The 19,593-nt window shown below is 72.1% G+C and carries 15 protein-coding genes and 1 pseudogene; 9 read left to right on the plus strand and 7 right to left on the minus strand.

What is annotated here, in order from left to right; genetic code table 11:
- Positions 1 to 144: 144 nt before the first annotated feature.
- On the minus strand, positions 145 to 975 hold the full coding sequence (locus AB0B76_RS00205) for a hypothetical protein (protein WP_360366815.1): 831 nt from the start codon (positions 973 to 975) through the stop codon (positions 145 to 147).
- Between the two features lie 505 nt (positions 976 to 1,480).
- Between AB0B76_RS00205 and AB0B76_RS00210 the strand changes: the two genes are divergently transcribed.
- Positions 1,481 to 2,494 carry an EamA family transporter gene (locus AB0B76_RS00210; RefSeq protein WP_360366818.1) on the plus strand — a complete coding sequence of 338 codons (1,014 nt, stop codon included), beginning with the start codon at positions 1,481 to 1,483 and terminating at the stop codon, positions 2,492 to 2,494.
- Positions 2,495 to 2,640: 146 nt separating this feature from the next.
- Here AB0B76_RS00210 and AB0B76_RS00215 read toward each other — a convergent pair whose 3' ends face one another.
- Positions 2,641 to 3,837 (minus strand): RICIN domain-containing protein, encoded by a 1,197-nt coding sequence (locus AB0B76_RS00215; RefSeq protein ID WP_360366821.1) that lies wholly within the window; start codon positions 3,835 to 3,837, stop codon positions 2,641 to 2,643.
- A gap of 260 nt (positions 3,838 to 4,097) precedes the next feature.
- Here AB0B76_RS00215 and AB0B76_RS00220 point away from each other — a divergent pair, with 260 nt between their 5' ends.
- Together AB0B76_RS00220 and AB0B76_RS00225 are read left to right on the plus strand one after the other, a co-directional pair.
- Positions 4,098 to 7,976, plus strand: coding sequence for a hypothetical protein (locus AB0B76_RS00220; protein WP_360366824.1), 3,879 nt, complete (start codon positions 4,098 to 4,100; stop codon positions 7,974 to 7,976).
- Positions 7,977 to 8,027: 51 nt separating this feature from the next.
- Positions 8,028 to 9,257, plus strand: a complete 1,230-nt coding sequence (locus AB0B76_RS00225; RefSeq protein ID WP_360366827.1) for an MFS transporter — start codon at positions 8,028 to 8,030, stop codon at positions 9,255 to 9,257.
- Here AB0B76_RS00225 and AB0B76_RS00230 read toward each other — a convergent pair.
- Both AB0B76_RS00230 and AB0B76_RS00235 read right to left on the minus strand, forming a co-directional pair.
- The gene (locus tag AB0B76_RS00230) at positions 9,190 to 9,585 is read right to left on the minus strand and encodes a hypothetical protein (RefSeq protein WP_360366830.1); all 396 of its coding nucleotides are present in this window, start codon (positions 9,583 to 9,585) and stop codon (positions 9,190 to 9,192) included. The two genes, AB0B76_RS00225 and AB0B76_RS00230, sit on opposite strands and share 68 nt — an antisense overlap.
- A gap of 2 nt (positions 9,586 to 9,587) precedes the next feature.
- On the minus strand, positions 9,588 to 11,414 hold the full coding sequence (locus tag AB0B76_RS00235; protein WP_360366833.1) for a sigma-70 family RNA polymerase sigma factor: 1,827 nt from the start codon (positions 11,412 to 11,414) through the stop codon (positions 9,588 to 9,590).
- A 291-nt stretch (positions 11,415 to 11,705) separates the two neighbouring features.
- Between AB0B76_RS00235 and AB0B76_RS00240 the strand changes: the two genes are divergently transcribed.
- Entirely contained in the window at positions 11,706 to 14,174 is a 2,469-nt protein-coding gene (locus tag AB0B76_RS00240) for a Tex family protein (protein WP_360366836.1), read from the plus strand.
- On the opposite strand, the gene AB0B76_RS00245 is transcribed toward AB0B76_RS00240, so the two are convergent.
- The gene (locus tag AB0B76_RS00245; protein WP_360366839.1) at positions 14,140 to 14,733 is read right to left on the minus strand and encodes a 50S ribosomal protein L11 methyltransferase; all 594 of its coding nucleotides are present in this window, start codon (positions 14,731 to 14,733) and stop codon (positions 14,140 to 14,142) included. The genes AB0B76_RS00240 and AB0B76_RS00245 overlap by 35 nt on opposite strands.
- A gap of 161 nt (positions 14,734 to 14,894) precedes the next feature.
- Here AB0B76_RS00245 and AB0B76_RS00250 point away from each other — a divergent pair, with 161 nt between their 5' ends.
- Positions 14,895 to 15,755, plus strand: a complete 861-nt coding sequence (locus AB0B76_RS00250; RefSeq protein WP_360366842.1) for a hypothetical protein — start codon at positions 14,895 to 14,897, stop codon at positions 15,753 to 15,755.
- Positions 15,756 to 15,797: 42 nt separating this feature from the next.
- Here the strand turns inward: AB0B76_RS00250 and rho are convergent.
- Positions 15,798 to 16,988, minus strand: a pseudogene (rho, locus tag AB0B76_RS00255) (transcription termination factor Rho); the annotation flags it as partial.
- 420 nt (positions 16,989 to 17,408) lie between these two features.
- On the opposite strand from rho, the gene AB0B76_RS00260 reads away from it, so the two are divergent.
- From AB0B76_RS00260 to AB0B76_RS00275, 4 genes are all read left to right on the plus strand, one after another.
- The gene (locus AB0B76_RS00260; RefSeq protein ID WP_360366845.1) at positions 17,409 to 17,672 is read left to right on the plus strand and encodes a hypothetical protein; all 264 of its coding nucleotides are present in this window, start codon (positions 17,409 to 17,411) and stop codon (positions 17,670 to 17,672) included.
- Positions 17,673 to 17,753: 81 nt separating this feature from the next.
- A complete protein-coding gene (locus tag AB0B76_RS00265) occupies positions 17,754 to 18,122 on the plus strand; it encodes an ATP-binding protein (RefSeq protein ID WP_360366848.1) in 369 nt (122 codons plus the stop codon).
- Positions 18,119 to 18,442 carry an STAS domain-containing protein gene (locus AB0B76_RS00270; RefSeq protein WP_360366851.1) on the plus strand — a complete coding sequence of 108 codons (324 nt, stop codon included), beginning with the start codon at positions 18,119 to 18,121 and terminating at the stop codon, positions 18,440 to 18,442. The genes AB0B76_RS00265 and AB0B76_RS00270 overlap by 4 nt, the downstream gene beginning before the upstream one ends.
- A 100-nt stretch (positions 18,443 to 18,542) precedes the next feature.
- The gene (locus AB0B76_RS00275) at positions 18,543 to 18,821 is read left to right on the plus strand and encodes a hypothetical protein (RefSeq protein ID WP_360366854.1); all 279 of its coding nucleotides are present in this window, start codon (positions 18,543 to 18,545) and stop codon (positions 18,819 to 18,821) included.
- A 185-nt stretch (positions 18,822 to 19,006) separates the two neighbouring features.
- Here AB0B76_RS00275 and AB0B76_RS00280 read toward each other — a convergent pair whose 3' ends face one another.
- Positions 19,007 to 19,210, minus strand: coding sequence for a cold-shock protein (locus AB0B76_RS00280; protein ID WP_190251213.1), 204 nt, complete (start codon positions 19,208 to 19,210; stop codon positions 19,007 to 19,009).
- Positions 19,211 to 19,593 lie beyond the last annotated feature (383 nt).

Genomic DNA, 19,593 nt, shown 5'->3' on the forward strand with positions numbered 1-19,593 from the left:
GGTCGCGGCGCGGAGCGCCCGACTTATCGCGTCAATGCCGTGCCGTCAGGCGGCTTCGCCGGCGGAGAGCGTCGCCTTGTCCACCGTGTCCGAGCGAGTTGTCGCGGCGCGGAGCGCCCGACTTATCGCGTCAATGCCGTGCCGTCAGGCGGCTTCGCCGGCGGAGAGCGTCGCCTTGTCCACCGTGTCCGAGCGCGAGTTGCGGCTGCGCTGCCGGGGCACGCGCGGCCTCGGGAGCAGGGTCGACGCGGTGATGCCCGCCTGCCGCGCCGCGTCCAGGGTGTTCCGCAGCTCCGCGGCCTCCTCGGCCACCTCCGCCGCCTCCTGGGCCAGCGCCGCCGCGGCCACCACGGCCACGTCCGCCGCCTTCACCGCGGCGCGCTCGGTCGCCGCCGCGGCCTCGTACAGGCGGCGCGCGCGGCTCTCCGCGGTGCGCCGCAGCTCGACCTCGCGGGCCGCGAGCTCCTGCAGCGGGTCGGCGCCGGCGACGCCCTTGAAGACCTGCTCCAGCGCGTCGACGGTGATGTCGCCGCGCTTGAAGGCGTCCAGTGCCGCGCGCGACACCTCGCGCTTGGTCTCGTCGTCCGAGTCGATCGGCGCCTGCTGCGTCTCGGCGACCTGCCCGGCGGTCTGCAGCGCCTCCTGGTAGGCCTTCTGGGCCACGTCGAAGGTGGTCCACGCGTGCTCGCGGGCGATCTGCGCGGACAGGCTGTGGGCCTGCGCCTCGACAACGGTGAGCTGGGCCCGCTTGGCGGCTGCGGCCGTCGCGGCGGCCTGCCGGATGAGTTCGCCGGCCTCGGTGCGCAGCCGCGCGCGCTCGGCCGGGCTCAGGCTCGCCTCGGCCTCCTCGACGGCTGCGCGGCGGTCGGCGCGGTTGAGCCGGTACAGGCTCCAGCGCGACAGGAACGCGGCCAGCAGGACGAACACAAAGATGAGCACCATCAGCCCGAGCCAGAGCACGATGGCCCCGGTCACTGGGTCGAGACCGAAAATGCCGCGCCCGCCCGTGAGAGTCCACGGCAGGTCACGAGGGGATTGTGCCAACGTGGCGGGGGTGTGAATGGCCACGGTGCGACCTCCGGCTGTGCGTGTCGCTACAGCGTAATCGCCACGCACCAACCCGGCGGCCGATCGAAAGGTGACTATTCGACGAAGTTCCGTACACGAATAGTTACGACCAGGCAAGAAACCCGCGCTCAGCGGCGTGTCAACCGGCGTGTCGCGATCGCGGTACGTGTCGATCAACGCGGGAGTGTCGGGGACTTGTCATCACATCGTGACCAGAAGACAAATTCAGGTGTCGGGCCGCCGGGTGATCGCTAAGGTCCCGCGCATGTGCTTGCGTGTCGTGTGCCCGCCGCCCATCCGGTAGCGGGCAGGCAAAGAAACCACAGCACCCGGCGGCCAGGGCCCCGGGCCGGTGGTGGCTGCCCGCGTTCGGAACGCGTCCAGCCCACCGACCACCCGGGAGCACACTCGAATGCGAAACTCCATCGGCCTCAACCTGTCCTTCATCGCCTTCGCCGCCGTGTCGTGGGGCGTCGGCGGCTTCGTGGCCGCCGTGCTGTACCACCAGAGCGACCTCGGCCCGATCGCCGTCACGTTCTGGCGTTACGCCGGCGGCCTGGCCCTGCTCACCGCGCTGCGCCCGTTCCTGCGCACCGCGACGCCCCGCAGGGCCGCCCGCTCCACGCGGATCCTCAACGGCCTGGGCATGGCGGTGTACCAGACCGCCTACTACGTCGCCATCGCGCTGGGCGGCGTCGGCATCGTCACCGTGGTCACCCTCGGCTCCGGCCCGATCCTGATCGCCATCGGCGCCCGCCTCTTCCTCGGCGAGCGCCTGGGCCGGGCCGGCCTGACCACGGTCGCGGCGTCGGTGCTGGGCCTGGTGCTGCTGGTCGCCCAGAACCCGGGCACCGGCCGCCACCCGCTCGCCGGCCTGGCGGTGGCCCTGGTCTCGGCCGCCGGCTACGCCGCCGTGACGCTGCTCAACCGCGCCCACTCGGACGACCCGTACGACTCGGCCCTGAGCGGCTTCGCCATCGGCGCCGCGGCCCTGCTGCCGGTGGCCGCCTTCGAGGGCCTGGCCCCGGGCGCGCACCACCTGGGCGAGACCGTGAGCCTGCTGGTCTTCCTCGGCGCCGTGCCGACGGCCCTGGCGTACGCCCTCTTCTTCCGGGGCCTGACCGTGGTCCGGGCCACCACGGCTTCGGTCGTCGCCCTGAGCGAACCCCTGGCCGCCGTGGCCCTGGGCGCCCTGGTCCTGCACGAGCCGTTGACCCCGTGGTCGGCGGTGGGCGGGGCGATCCTGCTCGCCTCGGTCGTCGCGCTGGGATTCCAGGAGCGCCGATCGCAGACATCGCATATCGCCAAGCCGTTCGCGTTGCGTCTCGTTGACGCGGTCACCCGGCAAGGTCACCGCATGCGATCCACACCGCGCGACCGGGATTCGCACGAGGAAATGACCAGCCCGGACATCCCGGCGGCATGACCTCAGGTCTCCTCATCACCCGGCATACCGGCCTGGCAAGCCTCTTCGCACAATGCGTCGAGGCTCCCTCCGGTGTGCCGGGCGGACGGACGCCTCGACCAAGGCCCCATCAGGCAATCGGTCGGATCCAAACGATCGGAGACGATTTACTGCATCGTCCAGATCTGGCTCGCGGCGCCCACGCAGTCCCAGATGACGATCGACGAGCCCGCGCCCGTGCCCGTCGCGGTCAGGCAGCGCTTCGCGTTCGGGTTCTGCCAGGTGTTGTCCGCGCGGTGGACCCAGACCTGCGCCGGCGTGCCGTTGCACTGGTACACCTGGATCAGCGTCCCGTTCGCGGTGTCCCGGTTCTGCACGTCCAGGCAGTAGTTGTTGTCCGCGAGCAGCACCGCCCCGGTCGCGGCGTTGCCCTGGACGCGGAACACCTGGGCCGGGCCGCCGCAGTCGTCGATGACCACGCGATAGGCCGAGCCGCTGCGGTACTCCAGGCACTTGCGCGACTGCGCCCCCACCACGCGGCCCTGCGTCGGCTGGGCCACCGGCGGCGGGGGCGGCGGCGGGGCCGCCTTCGTCGGGGGCGTCGACACGGCCGCCGAGCCGGTCGGGTGGGAGGCGGCCGAGCCGGTCGCCGTCGTGCGCGGGCGGGTCGTCGCCGGGTTCGCACCGTCGTCGGTCGCCTCGGGGCCGGTCGTCTCGTCGGAGGGGCCGGCCACGGCGCCCGCCGGGGCCGCGCCGCCCGGCATGTCGACGCCCGGGACCCGGCCCGGCAGGACGCTGTCGCTCTTGCCCGGCGTCGAGTCGCCGCGGACGGCCTGGAAGGCCACGGCGCCGGTGACGAGCAGGATGAGCACGGCGACGGCGACGGCGCCGACCGGGTACCGCCGCCAGGGCATCACCCGGTGACGACGGCTGCCGCGGTAGTCCTCGGCGTCCTCGTGCGCGTAGTCGGTGACGATCGTCAGGGCCGGCACCTTGTAGTCGGCGACGGTCGGGGAGTCGTCGGCGGCGAACGCCGGGCCGTCGGGGACCAGCTCGCCGTCGACCGTTTCGATCGGGTCGGCCGAGGATGGCGCCAGTTCGTCGGGGTCGTTCGAGATGCCCGGCAGCGACACGATGAACTCGAGGTTGCGGGTGTCGCCCATGTCGGCCGCGTCCGCGCGCGCCTCGCCCGCCAGCGTCGCCACCGGCAGCGGATCGGGCTCTTCGGCGGGCGGCACGGCCGCGCTCGCGACGGCGGTCGGGCCGTCGGGGCGGCGCTGGTGGGGCACGGCGGGAATCTTCGGCTTCGGCGGCGTGAACGGCTCCGGCAGCACGCGCGCCGCGGCCGCGGCCGTCGGGGGCACGCGATGGCGGGGATTGGGACCGGCGGCGGGTGGCAGCGGCCCGGCGACAGGTGGCTCCGCGCCCGAAACGCCCGCGTTGTCCCCGTCTCCAGCGACGGACATTCCGTGGATCCCCCTCCGGTGACCATAGACGCCGGGAGCACCGTAGCGGCTGGCGCAGCAAAAGGCGACCGGCCGTAAGTCCGATGTCGCAAACATCCGGAACGCCAGCAGAGGGTATTACACGCAGTCCGTTGCGGTCGGCCGGTAAGTTTTCCCGCATGGCGCCAACGGGCTGGGAAACGATCGCGGGTCAGCATACGGTGTGGGGTCGCGTCGAGGACGCGTCAGCGCACCGTGAGCAAGCCGTCGCGCTGGCGGGATCGCTCGCCAGGGCGCGCGGGCGGGCCGCGGCCGCGCTGGGCGACGACCCGTGGCAGGACGACGACTTCGGCGACCGGATGTCGCAGCAGATCACCAAGCTGCTCGACCTGCTGCCGGCCGACGTGATCTTCACGGGGGCCGAGGCGCTGCTGCTCGTGACGGTACCGCTGCTGCATGACGCCCTCTGGTCGGGCCTCGCGGCCCAGGAGCGCGGGGTGCAGCCCGGCGATCTCGAGCCCTCCCAGGACGCGACGAGCGACCGGGCCGCGTTCGAGCGCTTCACGCAGACCTACGCCCAGCCGCACCGGCGGGCCCTGGCCGCGATCCGCGCCGGGCGCCGGGAGACCGCGGCCGAGCTCGGCTGGTGGCTGCTGCACCGGTGGATCGGCCGCCGTCCGCAGGCCTACCAGCCCGCGACGATCGCGGCGCTGACCGGCGCGGCCGAGGACGCGCGCACCGCCGAGCTGCTGCGCGCGATCCGGGCCGACCCGGCGTTCCTCAACCGGCACGACCGGCCCGAGTCGCTGCTGTCGCGCAACGGTGACGTACGCGAACGGCTCGTCGGCTTCCTGCTGGCCATCGCGCGCGGCCTGGCCATCGAGGTCACGGTGCTGCCGGAGGTCGTCGGCGAGCACCTCGGCATCGGCGACCCGGTCACCCCGGGTCAGGTGCTGGCCACCGTCCGCGACTCGCACTGGGACCTGCGGGGCGCCACGCTGGTGCTCACCGCCGCCTGCGCGCACCCGTCGATCGAGGTGGCGCTGCGGGCGCACATCGACACGCTCAACCAGCTGCTGGCCGAGGCGCAGCGCGCCACCGCCCGCGACGACGAGCTGCTGCCGCTGCGGCACCTGCCCAACCGGGCCGCGACCGACGACGTCGGGCCGCTGGTGCGCGACGGCGCGCCGGCCTACCAGTCCGCCGGGGTGCGCTTCCGGCTCGCCGAGGACCGGGTCCGGGAGCTGCTCATGGGCGAGCAGCTCTACGGTGACCCGGCGCTGGCGATCCGGGAGCTGTACCAGAACGCGCTGGACGCCTGCCGCTACCGCGAGGCCCGCACCGAGTACCTCACCCGCGCCCACGACCGCCGGCTGCCGTGGGACGGCCGCATCCAGTTCACCCAGGGCGTCGACGAGCACGGCCGCGCCTACCTCGACTGCTCCGACAACGGCATCGGCATGGGCGTGCGCGAGCTCAGCGAGGTCTTCTCACAGGCCGGCGTGCGCCTGGCCGACCTGCCCGAGTTCCTGGAGGAGCAGGCGGAGTGGGCCCGGCTCGACCCGCCGGTGCAGCTGTTCCCGAACAGCCGCTTCGGCATCGGCGTGCTGAGCTACTTCATGCTCGCCGACGAGCTGACCGTGCAGACGTGCCGGATGGGCCGCGACGGCCGGGCCGGCGAGCGGCTGCGGGTCTCGATCGCGGGCCCCGGCAGCCTGTTCCGCATCCAGGACCTGGGGCCGGGCACCGAGACGGGTACGACGGTCCGGCTGCACCTGCGCGAGGGCGTGACCGTCAGCGCCGTGGACGAGCTGCGCAAGCTCCTGTGGGTGGCCGAGTTCGGCACGGACGCGACCGACGGCGTGCAGAGCCAGGCCTGGGCGCCCGGCGAGCTGTCGAGCGTCGCCGAGGACCTCGGCGACGACGAGGACGAGGACGAGCGCGTCGGGCCGGGCGTGGTCGCGGCCGACGGCTCGCGGGTCTGGTGGTGCCGCAACAGCGGCGCGCTGCTCGCCGACGGCCTCTACGCCGGCAAGGAGATCTTCGGGGCGGTGGTCAACCTCAACCGGGACCTGGCGCCGCGCCTGTCCGTCGACCGCACGAAGATCCTGGCGTACCGCGAGGACGACGTCGACCGCCTGCTGTGGGAGGCCGTCCCCGCGCTCACCGCGCCCGGCACGACCCTGCTGGGCTACGAGTGGCTGTGCCGGCTCGCCCCGGTGCGCCCGCTCGTCGCCGACCTCATCTTCGAGCAGGCGATCGAGCGCGGTCACGGCAAGTGGGAGATGGACGGCGAGACCGTCGACGCGGCCGTGACCGGCTGCTTCGTGGCCAACGACGGCCCCGTCGGCGGCCCGGACGAGCTCGTCGAGTGGCGGCTGACCGCGCTGGCCGCGGGCGGCCGCTACCGCAAGGTGCTCAAGCCCGGCGCGGACTGGCGGCGGGCGCTGCGGTCCCGCCCGTCCGACGCGCTGCTGCTCAGCGTCGACGTGGACGGCACCGGCCCCTGGCTCGACCCGGTGGACATCGTGCCGCTGGTGCACCTGGTGCGGGCGGCGCGTAAGACCGGGCGCTCGGCCCCGGAGGTCGCCGCGCGGCTGGAGACGCTGGGCTTCGAGCCGTCGGTGGGCGCCACGACCGTGGGCGTGGACCCCGACGACCTGATCTTCACGAGCCGGGACGTCGACGGTACGCGCCCGTGGCTGCAGCCCGATCAGCCGGTACACCTGGTGCATCTCCTGCGTGCGGCCCATCGCAGCGGCCGGACCGTGCACCAGGTGGTGGCCCGGCTGCGCCAGCTGGGCTTCGAGGTCGACGTGGACGTCGACGTGCTGCCGCTGGAGCAGTTCGACGCGCGGGACCTCACGATCGCCAGCCGCGACCTGGACGGCTCGCACCCGTGGCTGGACCCGCGCGAGCCGGTGACGCTGCTGCACCTGCTGCGCGCCGCGCACAAGGTCGGGCTGCCGGCCGAGGAGACCGCGGCCCGCCTGGCGCTGCTGGGGTACCCGCTGGACAGCGGCTGGGAGACGCTCACCACCGAGCCAGACGACCTGGTGCTCATCTCCCGCGACCTGGACAGCACCTCGCCGTGGCTGGACCTGAGCGAGGAGGTCGCCCCGGTGCACGTGCTGCGCGCCGCCGAGCGCACCTCGCGGCCGGTGACCGAGGTCGCGGCGCGGCTGCGCTCGTTCGGCTTCCAGCTCGGCGGCAACCTCGACGCGATCGAGGTCGTAAAGCTGGAGCCGGAGGACCTCCAGCTGGCCAGCCGCGACCTGGACGGCTCGCAGCCGTGGCTGGACTCGTCCCGCCCGGTGCCGCTGATCCACCTGCTGCGCGCCGCCGAGTCGACCGGCCGGGAGGTGCGGGAGGTCGCGGCGCGGCTCTCCGCGTGCGGGTACCGCGTCGACGTCGACCCGGACGCCATCCTCATCGACCATCTCGAGCCCGACGACCTGACCATCACCAGCGAGGATCTCGACGGGTCCGACCCCTGGCTCGACCCGATGAAGCCGGTGCCCACAATCCGCATCCTGCGCGCCGCCCAGCGGACCCGCCGCAGCGTGCACGACATCGCCGCCCGGCTGACGTTCCTGGGCTACGCGGTGAGCCTGCACGGCGCCGGCCCCTCGCTGGACCAGGTGGAGCCCGACGACCTGCTCATCACCAGCCGCGACCTGGACGGTTCGCAGCCGTGGCTGGACCTCGAGGAGCAGGTGCCGCTGCCGCACCTTCTGCAGGCCGCCCGCCGGGTGCGCCGGCCGGTGCACGAGATCGCGGCCCGGCTGGAGACGCTGGGGTACACCGTGGATGTGGATCTTTCCAGCATCGCCGTGGACTCGGTGAAGCCGAACGACCTGCTGCTGGCCAGCACCGACCTGGACGGCTCGCGCCCGTGGCTGGACGCCTCCCAGCCGGTGCCGCTCAACCACCTGCTGGCCGCGGCGCAGAAGATCCGCAAGCCGATCGAGGAGGTCAGCGCGCGGCTGCGGGCGCTGGGCTACTCGGTGCCGGACGTCGACACGCGCCTGCCCCGCCTGCGCCCCGGCGGCGTGTAGCAAACTTCACGGGGCATCGACCCCCATGCCCGCATGGGCCAGAATCAATCGATGCCTCCCTATTGGCCGGTGGTGCGGAACCGGGTCTTCGGCCGAGTACTGCCCGGCTTGGCCCTCTCCGCACTCGGCGACGGGATGAGCGCGGTCGCGATCGGCTGGCTCGCCCTGCAGTGCGCGCCGCAGCACCAGCGCGGGCTGTGGATCGGGCTCGCGATCGCGGCCTACACGCTGCCGGGCGCGGCCGGCGCGGTGCTGCTGGCGCCGCTGCTGCGCGGCCGTAGCGGGGCGCACCTGGCCGCGCTCGACGCGGCCCTGCGCGCGGTGCTGCTCGGCGCGGTGCCGGTGCTGGCCTGGCTGGGGGCGCTCACCATCGGCCGGTACACCGCGCTGCTGGCCGCCTCCGCGCTGCTCTCGGCGTGGGGGTCGGCGGGGCGGTACACCCTCGTCGCCCAGGTCCTCCCGGCCGAGCTGCACGTGCCCGCGAACGCGCTGCTCACCCTGATCACCGAGGCCGCCACGGTGGCCGGGCCGCTGCTCGCCGGCCTGCTCATCGGGTGGCTGGGCGCGCCCGCGGTGCTCGCGGCCGACGCGGTGACGTTCGCGGTGCTGGCCGTCTCCTTCGCGCTGGTACGCGCCCGGGTCCCCCTGCCGCGGCGGGAACAGCGCTCGGCCGGGTTCGCGGCGATCCGGCGGGACCGGCGGCTCGTGGCGCTCATGACGCTGTCGTTCTGGTTCTTCCTGCTCTTCGGTCCGGTACCGGTGGCGATACCGCTCTTCGCGTCGTCGGCGCAGGACGTCGGGCTGCTGTACACCTCCTTCGGCGTCGGCGCCGTGATCGGCGCGATCGCCACGGGGCACCTGCCGCGCCTGCCGCTGTGGCCGGCCGCGATCGGCTCCGTGCTCGCGTTCGGCCTGCTGCTCCTGCCGCTCGGCCTCGGCCTGCCCCGCTGGGCCGACCTGCTCACGCTGGCGCTGGCCGGGCTTGCGTGGGCGCCGTACCCGACCGCGAGCATGTCGATCTTCCAGCGCGTGGTGCCGCCCGAGCGGCTGCCGCCGGTGCTGGCCGCCCGGCACGCGGTGCTCGTCGTGTCCACGCCGCTCGGCGCGCTGCTGGGCGCGCCGGTGGTGCAGGCGGCCGGCCCGGCCGCGACGCTGGTGGCGTGCGGCGCGGCCACGGCGGCGCTCGGCCTGGTCGCGGTGGTGGTGCGCCTGCTCAGGCCGCTTCCTCGAGAACGTTCCGACGGGCGCAAAGCCGGCGGGTGTACTCCCGCAATGCGCTGATCGCCTCGTCGACGTCCTCGGTCAGCACGTCGGGCAGGTCGATGAGCATCCGGCGGCCGTCGATCGTGGCGTAGCCGCTCACCTCGAACGCCCCCTCGCGCACCCATACGTCCACGCCCAGGTCCACCGTGGTCCGCTCGTACCGCAGCACGACCCCGACGAGCGCGAAGGGCGACTCGCCCGGGCCGATCCGCCCGATGCGGCCGATGAGCTCCCAGTGCAGCGGACCGTGCGCCGCGGCCACCTGCTGGCCGTAGCGCTGGAAGTCCTCACACGCCTCGTTGAGGGCGGCGAGCAGCGTGGCGGCCCCGCTCGATCTCGCGTCCATGATCATCCTCCTGCGGCTCGATAGGCGGCGCCCACCTGGGTCGGGGTGGTGCCGTTGCTGTAGAGGCCGGTGTCGCCGGACTTGCTGGTGTAGAGCAGGAACCAGCTGTACCGCTCGACGTAGGACAGGCCCTGGAGCATGGCCGTCGAGCTGTTGACGAACGCGACCTGCTGGTCGGTCGAGGGGTAGACGGTGCCGTTGTCGAAGCGCATCAGCGCGTACTCGGTCAGCCAGATGGGCAGGTGGTAGCGGTTGTAGACGTTCTGGATGTAGGTCTTGAGCTGGCTGGCCGCGTTGGGCCCGAAGTCGCCGCCGTACCAGTGCAGGGTGATGAAGTCGACGCGGTACCCGCGGTCCTTCACGCCCTGCATGAACTGGTCGAACCAGCCGCCGGGGGTGTCCGCGCCGAACGCGGGGGCCGGGCTGCCCAGCCGCATCCCGGTCGCCTGCAGCTGCGGCCACAGGTCGAGGACCTGCGCCGGGGTCATGTTCGACTGTTCCTTGAGGTCCGGCTCGTTGAACGCGAGCAGGGTCTTGCCGTTGGCCTTGGCCTTGGCGAGGTCGCCGCTCACGTTGCCGGCGCCCCAGACCATCGGCACGAACTCGGCGCCGGCGACGGTCGCGACCGGGCTCGGCGACCAGTCGTAGTACCAGGCGGCCTTGACGTCCTTGATCGCCGGGGCGTTGTTCGCGCCGAACTTGTCGTTGGTGCTGACGCCCTTCTTGGCGCTCCTGGTCGCCGGCGGCAGCGCGGCCACGGTGGTCTTGGACGGGGCGGCGGTCGGCGGCGCGCTGCTGGGTACCAGGCTCGGGGCGGGGGCCTCGCTCGGCCTGTTCCCGGCCGGCGAGGTGGAAGGGGCCGCCGCCACCACGGCCGGCTTCTCGTCGCCCTGGGTGGCGATGTAGGCGGCGCCCGCGGTACCGGCGATGGCGGCCGTCGCCGCGAGGCCCACCAGCGCCGGCTTCGACGCGGCGAACCAGCCGAACAGCATCGCCTTGATCCCGCCCGCCTTGCCGGTGGTGACGGCGGCCGTCGTCGTGGCCGCGGTGCCGGCGCCGCCCGCGGCCATGGCGCTGAAGACGAACGGGACCGGCACGAGCGCGATGCCGGCCAGGAGCCGCTCGGCCGCGACCATGTCCGACCACGCCCGGTCGCACTGCCGGCACTCGCGGGTGTGCCGGGCCAGCCGCTTGCGCCACAGGGCGCTCGGGCGGCCGTCCCAGCTGTGCAGCACGGCGGTGAGCTCGGGGCAGCGGGGCCGGGCGGCCAGCGCGCGCACGACCGCCCGGGCCGCGTCGAGCTGGGCCTTCATCCGCTGGATGCGCACGGCCGCGTGCTGGCGGGTCAGGTGCAGCGCGTCGACGACCTCCTCGCGGTCGAGCTGCCCGGCCGCCTCGAGCCACCACAGCGAGAGCAGCTCGCGGTCGTCGTGGTCGAGCCAGCGGGTGGCCTCGGCGACCTCCTGGCGCTGGCCGGACAGGCGCAGCCGGGTGATGGCCAGGTCGGCGAAGTCGGCGCCGGGGTCGGCGGTGTCGGTCGGGTCGGCCCAGTCCCCGACCAGCGGCGCCTGGGTCTGGCGGCGGTGCCGGTCGCGGACCTGCGACATGGCGATGGCGACGGCCCAGGAGCGGAAGCTCTCCGGCTCGCGCAGGCGGGGCAGCCCGTCGACGACGCGCAGCATCGTCTCCTGCACGACGTCGTCGACGTCCGCGTGCCCCTGCAGCGCGCGCCCGACGATGTTGTAGATCAGCGGCAGGTACTCGCCGACCAGGGCATCGAGTGCCCGCTGGTCGCCGGCTCGTGCCGCGATCACCGTGGCCGTGCTCATCAGCGCCTCCTGTCGAACCTATTCAGGAGACGTGGCGGCCCAGGGTCAATAACGCTTCCCAGAAAACTACTTTGGGTCACGCTTTTGCTCGCCCGCAGAAGTGGCCGCTTGCGGCCATGGGGGGTCCGGGGTGGGAACCCCCCGGCGCGTACCCCACGGAGTGGGCGCCAGGCTAGGAATCGGGCCCAGCCCCCGACGCTTGGTGGCCGCTTGCGGCCATGGGGGTCCGGGGGTGGGAACCCCCCGGCGCGTACCCCACGGAGTGGGCGCCTGGCTAAAAATACGTGCACAATGCTGCTCGTGACGGTCTCGATTCACCAGCGCATCGCGGAAGAGCTCGGCGTCAGGGAACGGCAGGTGGCCGCGGCGGTCGACCTTCTCGACGGCGGCGCCACGGTGCCCTTCATCGCCCGGTACCGCAAAGAGGCGACCGAGATGCTCGACGACGCCCAGCTGCGCACGCTGGAGGAGCGGCTGCGGTACCTGCGCGAGATGGAGGAGCGCCGCGCCGCGATCCTCGAGTCGATCCGCAGCCAGGGCAAGCTCGACGACGCCCTCGAGGCGCAGATCATGGGGGCCGACTCCAAGGCCCGGCTCGAGGACATCTACCTGCCGTTCAAGCCCAAGCGGCGCACCAAGGCGATGATCGCCCGCGAGGCCGGCCTGGAGCCGCTCGCCGACGGGCTGCTCGCCGACCCGAACGTGGACCCGCAGGCGGCCGCGGCCGTGTTCGTCGACGCCGAGAAGGGCGTCGCCGACGTCGCGGCGGCGCTGGACGGCGCCCGGTCCATCCTGGTCGAGCGCTTCTCCGAGGATGCCGACCTCATCGGCGAGCTGCGCGAGAAGATGTGGGGCCAGGGCCGGGTCGTGTCCAAGGTCCGCGACGGCAAGGAGACCGACGGCGCCAAGTTCGCCGACTACTTCGACTTCAGCGAGCCGTTCACCAAGCTGCCCTCCCACCGCATCCTCGCCATGTTCCGCGGCGAGAAGGAGGAGATGCTCGACCTGGTGCTGGAGCCGACCCAGGACCCGGAGGCGCCGTCGCTGTACGAGCCGACCATCGCCTCGAAGTTCGGCATCCGCGACGAGGGCCGGCCGGGCGACAAGTGGCTCACCGACACGGTCCGCTGGGCGTGGCGTACGCGCATCCTCGTGCATCTCGGCATCGACCTGCGGATGCGGCTGTGGCAGGCGGCCGAGGAGGAGGCGGTGCGCGTCTTCGCCGCCAACCTGCGCGACCTGCTGCTCGCCGCCCCGGCCGGCAGCCGCGCCACAATGGGCCTCGACCCCGGCTTCCGCACCGGCGTGAAGGTCGCCGTCGTCGACGCCACCGGCAAGGTCGTCGACACGCACGTGATCTACCCGCACGTGCCGCAGAACAAGTGGAAAGAGTCGATCGCGGCGCTGGCCGCGCTGTGCCAGAAGCACAAGGTCGAGCTCATCGCGATCGGCAACGGCACCGCCTCCCGCGAGACCGACAAGCTGGCCGCCGACCTGGTCGCCCAGTTCCCGCAGCTGTCGGTGGTGAAGGTGATGGTGTCGGAGGCGGGCGCTTCGGTGTACTCCGCCTCCGCCTACGCCTCCCAGGAGCTGCCCGGCATGGACGTGTCGCTGCGCGGCGCGGTCTCGATCGCCCGGCGGCTGCAGGACCCGCTGGCCGAGCTGGTCAAGATCGACCCGAAGTCGATCGGGGTCGGGCAGTACCAGCACGACCTGTCCGAGGCGAAGCTGAGCCGCTCCCTCGACGCCGTCGTGGAGGACTGCGTGAACGGCGTCGGCGTCGACGTCAACACCGCGTCGGCCCCGCTGCTGACCCGCGTCTCCGGCATCGGCTCGACCCTGGCCGCCGCGATCGTCACGCACCGCGACGCCAACGGCCCGTTCCGCACCCGCCGCGCCCTCAAGGACGTCGCCCGCCTCGGCCCGAAGGCGTTCGAGCAGTGCGCCGGCTTCCTGCGCATCCCGGACGGCGACGACCCGCTGGACTCGTCCTCGGTGCACCCCGAGGCCTACCCCGTCGTCCGGCGCATCCTGGCCACGACGGGCGGCGACGTCAAAGGACTGATCGGCAACGGTACGGCGCTGGCCCGGCTCAAGCCCGCGGAGTTCGTCGACGACACGTTCGGCCTGCCGACCGTCACCGACATCCTCAAGGAGCTCGAGAAGCCCGGCCGCGACCCGCGCCCGGCCTTCAAGACCGCCGAGTTCGCCGACGGCATCGAGAAGATCTCGGACCTGACCCCCGGCATGCTGCTGGAGGGCGTGGTCACGAACGTGGCCGCGTTCGGCGCCTTCGTCGACGTGGGCGTGCACCAGGACGGCCTCGTGCACGTCTCGGCCCTGTCGCGCACGTTCGTGAAGGACCCGCGCGAGGTGGTCAAGCCCGGCGACATCGTGCGGGTGAAGGTGCTCGACGTGGACATCCCGCGCAAGCGCATCTCGCTGACGCTGCGCCTCGAGGACGAGGCCGCCCCGGCCTCCGGTGGCGGCTCGGGCTCGGGCCCGGCCGAGCGCCGTCCCCGGGGTGACGGTCAGCGCGGCGGCGGCCCGCGCGGCGACGGTCAGCGCGGTGACTCCCGCGGCGGCGATGCGCGCGGCGGCGGACGTTCCGGCGGAGGTACCGGCGGCGGGCGTTCCGGCGGCGGCCGCGACTCGTCGTTCAGCGGCGGCGGCGCGCTCGCCGACGCCCTGCGGCGGGCCGGCCTCGACAAGGGCCTCGACAAGCTCAAGGACCAGCAGCCGAAGCAGCGCGGGAAGTAGCGAGCCGCCACACCGTGGTACGCATGACGTCCCCGTCCTCCAGAGCCCGGCGGACGGGGACGTCGTACGCCGCGACCGCCTCGAAGAGCCGCTCGGGCAGGAAGCCGCGGCCGGGGTCGCCGACGTAGGCCTCGGTCCCGCGCAGGAGTTTCAGCACGGCGGGCGCGACGGCCGGGGAGTAGAACACGTCCCCGGCCAGCACGACGTCGCCCGGCACCGGCTCCGCGCCCGTCTCGACCTCGACGCCGTTGAGCGCGGCATTGCGCAAGGCAGCGGCGCGCGCCGCGGGATCGGTGTCGACGGCTACGACCTGGCGCGCCCCGGCCATTGCGGCGGCGATTGCCACAATGCCGGAGCCGCTGCCCAGATCAACGATTCGCTTTTGCCGCACTATGTGCGGAAAATCGAGGACGAATCGGGCGAGTGCCATGCCACCGGGCCACGCGAACCGCCAGAACGGCGGCGGCGTATCGCTGCGATATCCACCGGTGGCATCGAACAGCCCGACGCATTCTTCGGCGAGCTCGAGCTCGATCTCCGGCACCAGAGGGATCTGCACGCTCATACGATATGTCGGGCGCTCCGCTAGCCCGACATATCGGACTTATCATCATTTAGCGGATCGACGGCGGGCGCCAGCGTCGGCTTTACGGCCGCACGGTCTAAGGTGGTTGGGCTCCCTGCTCCGCCGCCATCGCAGATCCCCGCCCGGAGGTTCCCGTGGACTGGCCCCCGTTCCTGCAGCTCAGCGTGCCCGTCACGCTCGCGGTGTGGGTGCTGCTGACGGCCGCCGCGCTCTGGCGCTCCCGGCCGCGGCTGCCCGATGCCGGCGAGGCGCTGACCACTCCTCCGGGTGAGGAGCCCCCGGCGGTGGTCAGCCTGATGGTCAACCGGTGGCGCTCCGACGAGGACGCGATCGACAGCACGCTGCTCGACCTGGCCGCCCGCGGCTTCCTGGAGCTGCGCCAGCCCGGCGACGATCCCGAGGAGACGACGGTCCGCCTCCGCAAGGGCGACGGGCGCAGCCTCACGCCGTACGAGCGGCAGGTCCTCGACCGGGTCAACCAGCTCTCGGTCAACGGCGAGGCGTCCCTCACCAGCCTGGCGTTCCGCAGCTGGACGGAGGCGCGCCGCTGGCGGGGCACCTTCTACCGCGCCGTGGCCGAGGAGGCCCGCACGCGCGGCCTTTCCCAGCGCCGGCTCTCCCGCCCGACCCGCCGCACGCTGCTGGCCACCGCCGCCCTGCCGGCCGCGCTCATGTTCGCCACGTGGATGTGGACCTCGTTCAAGCTCCACGCGAACCTGGCCGACCAGATCACCGGCTCCCTCATGGCCGCGGGCGCCGTCTACCTGGCCATGTTCCTCGTGGTCGAGATGCGCTGGAGCGACCAGAACACGCCGGACGGCGCGGCGGCGGCGGCGCGCTGGCTGGCGTACCGCGCCCACCTGGTCGCCGTCGAGGGCATGGCCGATCTGGCCCCGGCGGACGTGGCGTCCTGGGGCCGCGAGATGGCGTTCGCCTCGGCTCTGGGCGTCCTGCCCACCGAAGAGGCGCTGATGCGCTCCCGCGTCGCGCTCTAGCGCGGCACTCCCGTATGGCTCGTCTGGCGCTCTAGCGCGGCATCAGGCCTGGCCGCGCAGCAGGAGCGTCAGGAACTCGGCGTTCGACTGCGTCTTGGCGAGACGGTCGAGCAGCTGCTCGGTCGCCGACGGCCCTGAGGCGCTGAGGGCCTTGCGCAGGCGCTGGATGGCCATCAGCTCGTCGGGGTGCAGGATCACGTCGTCGCGACGGGTGCTCGACGAGTCGATGTCGATCGCGGGGTAGACGCGGCGGTCGGCGAGCTTGCGGTCCAGCTTCAGCTCGGCGTTGCCGGTGCCCTTGAACTCCTCGAAGACCACGGTGTCGCCCGTCGAGCCGGTCTCGACCAGCGCGGACGCGATGATGGTCAGCGAGCCGCCGTTCTCGATGTTGCGCGCGGCGCCGAGGAGCCGCTTCGGCGGGTACAGCGCGTTGGCGTCGATGCCACCGCTGAGGATTCGCCCCGATGCCGGGGCCGAATTGTTGTACGCCCGGCCGAGCCGGGTAATCGAGTCGAGTAGGAAGACCACGTCGTGGCCGAGCTCGACAAGGCGCTTCGCGCGCTCGATGGCGAGCTCCGCGACGCCGGTGTGCTCGTTCGCCGGACGGTCGAACGTCGAGGCGATGACCTCGCCCTGCACGGAGCGCTGCATCTCGGTGACCTCTTCGGGCCGCTCGTCGATCAACAGCACCATGAGGTGGCACTCGGGGTTGTTGCGCGCCACGGCGTTGGCGATCGCCTGCAGGACCATCGTCTTGCCGGCCTTCGGCGGCGACACGATCAGCGCGCGCTGGCCCTTGCCGATCGGCATGACCAGATCGATCAGCCGGGCGGTGAGCTGGCGCGGGCCGGTCTCCAGGCGCAGTCGCTCCTGCGGGAACAGCGCGGTCAGCTTGCTGAACTCGGGACGGTTGCGGGCCCACTCGGGGTCGTTGCCGTGCACCGTGTCGAGCCGGGTGAGCGTGCCGCCGTTGGCGCTGCCGGTGAGGGCGTCGCCCTGGCGCAGGCCGTACTTGCGGACCATGGCCGCGGGGATCGCGACATCTTCGGGGCTGGGCAGGTAGCTGTCGACCCGGAGAATCATCTTGTCGCGGTGGACGTCGGCGATGCCGGCGACCTCGCGGGCCTCGCCCGGAGTGGGCGGCTGCGGCTGGTTGGCCGGGCGGCTGTGATCGCGGTTGCGAGGCGAGGAGCGGGTCCGGCGGCGGCCCTGACCTGCGGGGTTCTGTTTCTGAGTGGTGCGTTCCAACACTTCGATTGGGGCCATATGCGTCCTCCTAGGACTGTTCGGCCGTGAGGAAAAGCGATCGTCGGGTACGCGTGTATCCGAGGAACGGGGTTGCGCTGCGTGTGCGGTGGCCGCCTGGCTTCCTACGCGAGAGCGTGACACGCGGTGGCGAAGAGCGTCCCCGGGCGGCAGATTGCCGACTTCCGCGGGACTGGATCGACCGTAACCCGAACACGATCGGTCGGCAAGCCCTGCGCCCGCGTGGCGGGCAACCGTCCGGCACCCGAGCGGGTCCCGGGGGCCGTAACCGCCCCCACGCTGGTCGGGAGGCCGCGCTACCGTCCGGCACCCGAAGGAGTCCCGGCAAGGCACCGGTCCACCTGTTCTCTGAATCGTGTCAGGGAGCACATCAACCGGGGGGTTGACATGGACACCACATTCGACACTGTACGCGCCGAGGCACTGTTCGCCTCCGTCCTGCAGGTCTCGCAGGAGCCCACGCCGCTGCAGGTGCGCGGCGCGGTCACCAGCACGCTGCGCCGCTACGGCGTCAACGGCTGCGTCGGCCGGGTCGCCGGCGAGTTCGGCGAGCACCCCGAGACCGCCGCCCGCCGCATGTCCTGGGCGCTGCAGATGGTCCGCGAGGCCTACGAGGACCTGGCCGCCCACGATTTCGCGTACGCCGGCTGAGCGCCCGCCCCGGCCACAGCTTGATCGTTTTGGGACCGTCCCGACGTTTCCTTGTTGAACAGCTGCGGTATGAGTTGTTTCGTGGACCTTCGCCTCACCGTCGACCTACCGCGCGACCTCGATCGCATGAACACGCTCCGGCATGTTCTGGACGGGGCCCTGAGCGGGCTCGGCGTGACCGAACAGACCCGGACAGACATCGGCCTCATCGTCAACGAGACGTGGGCGAACGTGATCGCTCATGTGCGAGTCGGTGTTGCCTTTCAGGTCCGCGCGACGGTCGACGAAATCCAGTGTGTGATCGAAGTCACCAACCCCGGAGAGTCCGCGTCCGAGACTCTCAACGCCCTGACCGCCTCCGGTCATTCCCTCAAGGTCGTCCGTAGCCTCGCCGACGCCGTCGACGTGGACCGTGACGGCCTGCTCGTGAAGGTCACGAAGCTGCTATGACCCAGTTCGCCGCCCAGGCCACCCCCGCCCCGGACGGTACGGTCACCGTGACCGCCTCGGGTGAGCTCGACATGACCAGCGCCCCCGAGCTGATCAACGTGCTCCGAGAAGCCATCCACCGCCACGGCCCGTCGCGGGTCGACCTGGACCTGACCGGCGTGACCTTCATGGACTCGACCGGCCTGCAGGTGCTCGTGGCCGCAAACACCGACGTCGGCGGCGGCCTGCGCATCACCGGCACGAGCCCGGCGGTGCACCGGCTGCTGCAGATGACCGGCGTACTTGAGGAATTCGGCCTGTCCGCCGAGCGTTCCCCCTAGAGGAACCGAACCATTTCGCAACCGAACAGTTCCCGCCCCGGCACCCGGACAGGAGTTAGCTGGACCACAGCAGGGAGAGAGAGTTCGGCAGGAGGTTGTGATGGAGTCCACGTTCGAAGCGGTCCGCGCCGAAGCGCTCTTCGCCTCCACGCTGCAGATGTCCCAGTTCCCGGCGGACCGGGACGTGCGCGCGGCGGTCACCAGCACCCTGCGGCACATCGGCGTTCAGGGCTGTGCGGCCAATGTCGCGACCGAGTTCGGCGACCATCCGGAGTGCGCGACCTACCGCATGGGATGGGCGCTGCGAATGATCCGGCACGCATACGCCCACTCGTGCACGCCCGAGGTCTTCGCCCGCCCCAAGGCGGCCCTGGCGTAAAGCCCGAACCAGCGCTCAGCGCGCAACGCGGGACAACCACGCAAAGGCCCCAGACAAGCCGGCGAAAGTGCCGGGATCTGTGAAAGTCTCACAAAACTGCAAAGCCCCCGCCGAGGGTTCTCGGACGGGGGCTTGCTACTCCTTCGGCCGTGAAGCGGGTCTCGGCCTACGACTTGGGGTGTGTGTCAGACCGCGCGGATGTTGTCGGCCTGCGGCCCCTTCTGGCCCTGCGTGATCTCAAACTCGACCTTCTGACCCTCGGTCAGCTCGCGGTAGCCGGTGGCCTGGATCGCCGAGTAGTGCGCGAACACATCGGGACCACCGTTGTCCTGCGAGATGAAGCCGTAGCCCTTCTCCGAGTTGAACCACTTCACCGTGCCTGATGCCACGTGTAACTCCTTAGCGACGGCACCCCGATCCGCACCTCACGGATCAATGTTGAAACAGGCGCGCGCCACGGTGGAGACGGTAGCTTGCGCGCTGCAAAAACGCAGCCCCGGTATCGGCATGCGGACCCGATCGATTACCAAACTGAAATGCACACTCGGGCATTGTGGATACTCAGCGTATTGGCTCAATCAACAATCAGTGATACAGCGACAGGCTTCGACGCCCAGGCCTCGCGTTCGGCGTGGGCATCTAGTACAGTCGGGTCAGCTCGCCTCAGCCGAACGGACAGTTCGGCCGTGGGGTGCCGTCCAGCAGCGGCGGTGTGCCCCGGCGAGCGATGCAGGTCTTGCACCGGCGCTCAAGAAACGGGCGCCGAGTAGCG

Source organism: Dactylosporangium sp. NPDC049140, assembly GCF_040648435.1.

What these genes read in the sequence shown, in the direction of transcription:
- AB0B76_RS00210 (WP_360366818.1), top strand. Translation starts at nt 1,481, where the DNA reads ATGCGAAACTCCATCGGCCTCAACCTGTCCTTCATCGCCTTCGCCGCC.
- AB0B76_RS00220 (WP_360366824.1), top strand. Translation starts at nt 4,098, where the DNA reads ATGGCGCCAACGGGCTGGGAAACGATCGCGGGTCAGCATACGGTGTGG.
- AB0B76_RS00225 (WP_360366827.1), top strand. Translation starts at nt 8,028, where the DNA reads ATGCCTCCCTATTGGCCGGTGGTGCGGAACCGGGTCTTCGGCCGAGTA.
- AB0B76_RS00230 (WP_360366830.1), bottom strand. Translation starts at nt 9,585, where the DNA reads ATGGACGCGAGATCGAGCGGGGCCGCCACGCTGCTCGCCGCCCTCAAC.
- AB0B76_RS00235 (WP_360366833.1), bottom strand. Translation starts at nt 11,414, where the DNA reads ATGAGCACGGCCACGGTGATCGCGGCACGAGCCGGCGACCAGCGGGCA.
- AB0B76_RS00240 (WP_360366836.1), top strand. Translation starts at nt 11,706, where the DNA reads ATGCTGCTCGTGACGGTCTCGATTCACCAGCGCATCGCGGAAGAGCTC.
- AB0B76_RS00260 (WP_360366845.1), top strand. Translation starts at nt 17,409, where the DNA reads ATGGACACCACATTCGACACTGTACGCGCCGAGGCACTGTTCGCCTCC.
- AB0B76_RS00270 (WP_360366851.1), top strand. Translation starts at nt 18,119, where the DNA reads ATGACCCAGTTCGCCGCCCAGGCCACCCCCGCCCCGGACGGTACGGTC.
- AB0B76_RS00275 (WP_360366854.1), top strand. Translation starts at nt 18,543, where the DNA reads ATGGAGTCCACGTTCGAAGCGGTCCGCGCCGAAGCGCTCTTCGCCTCC.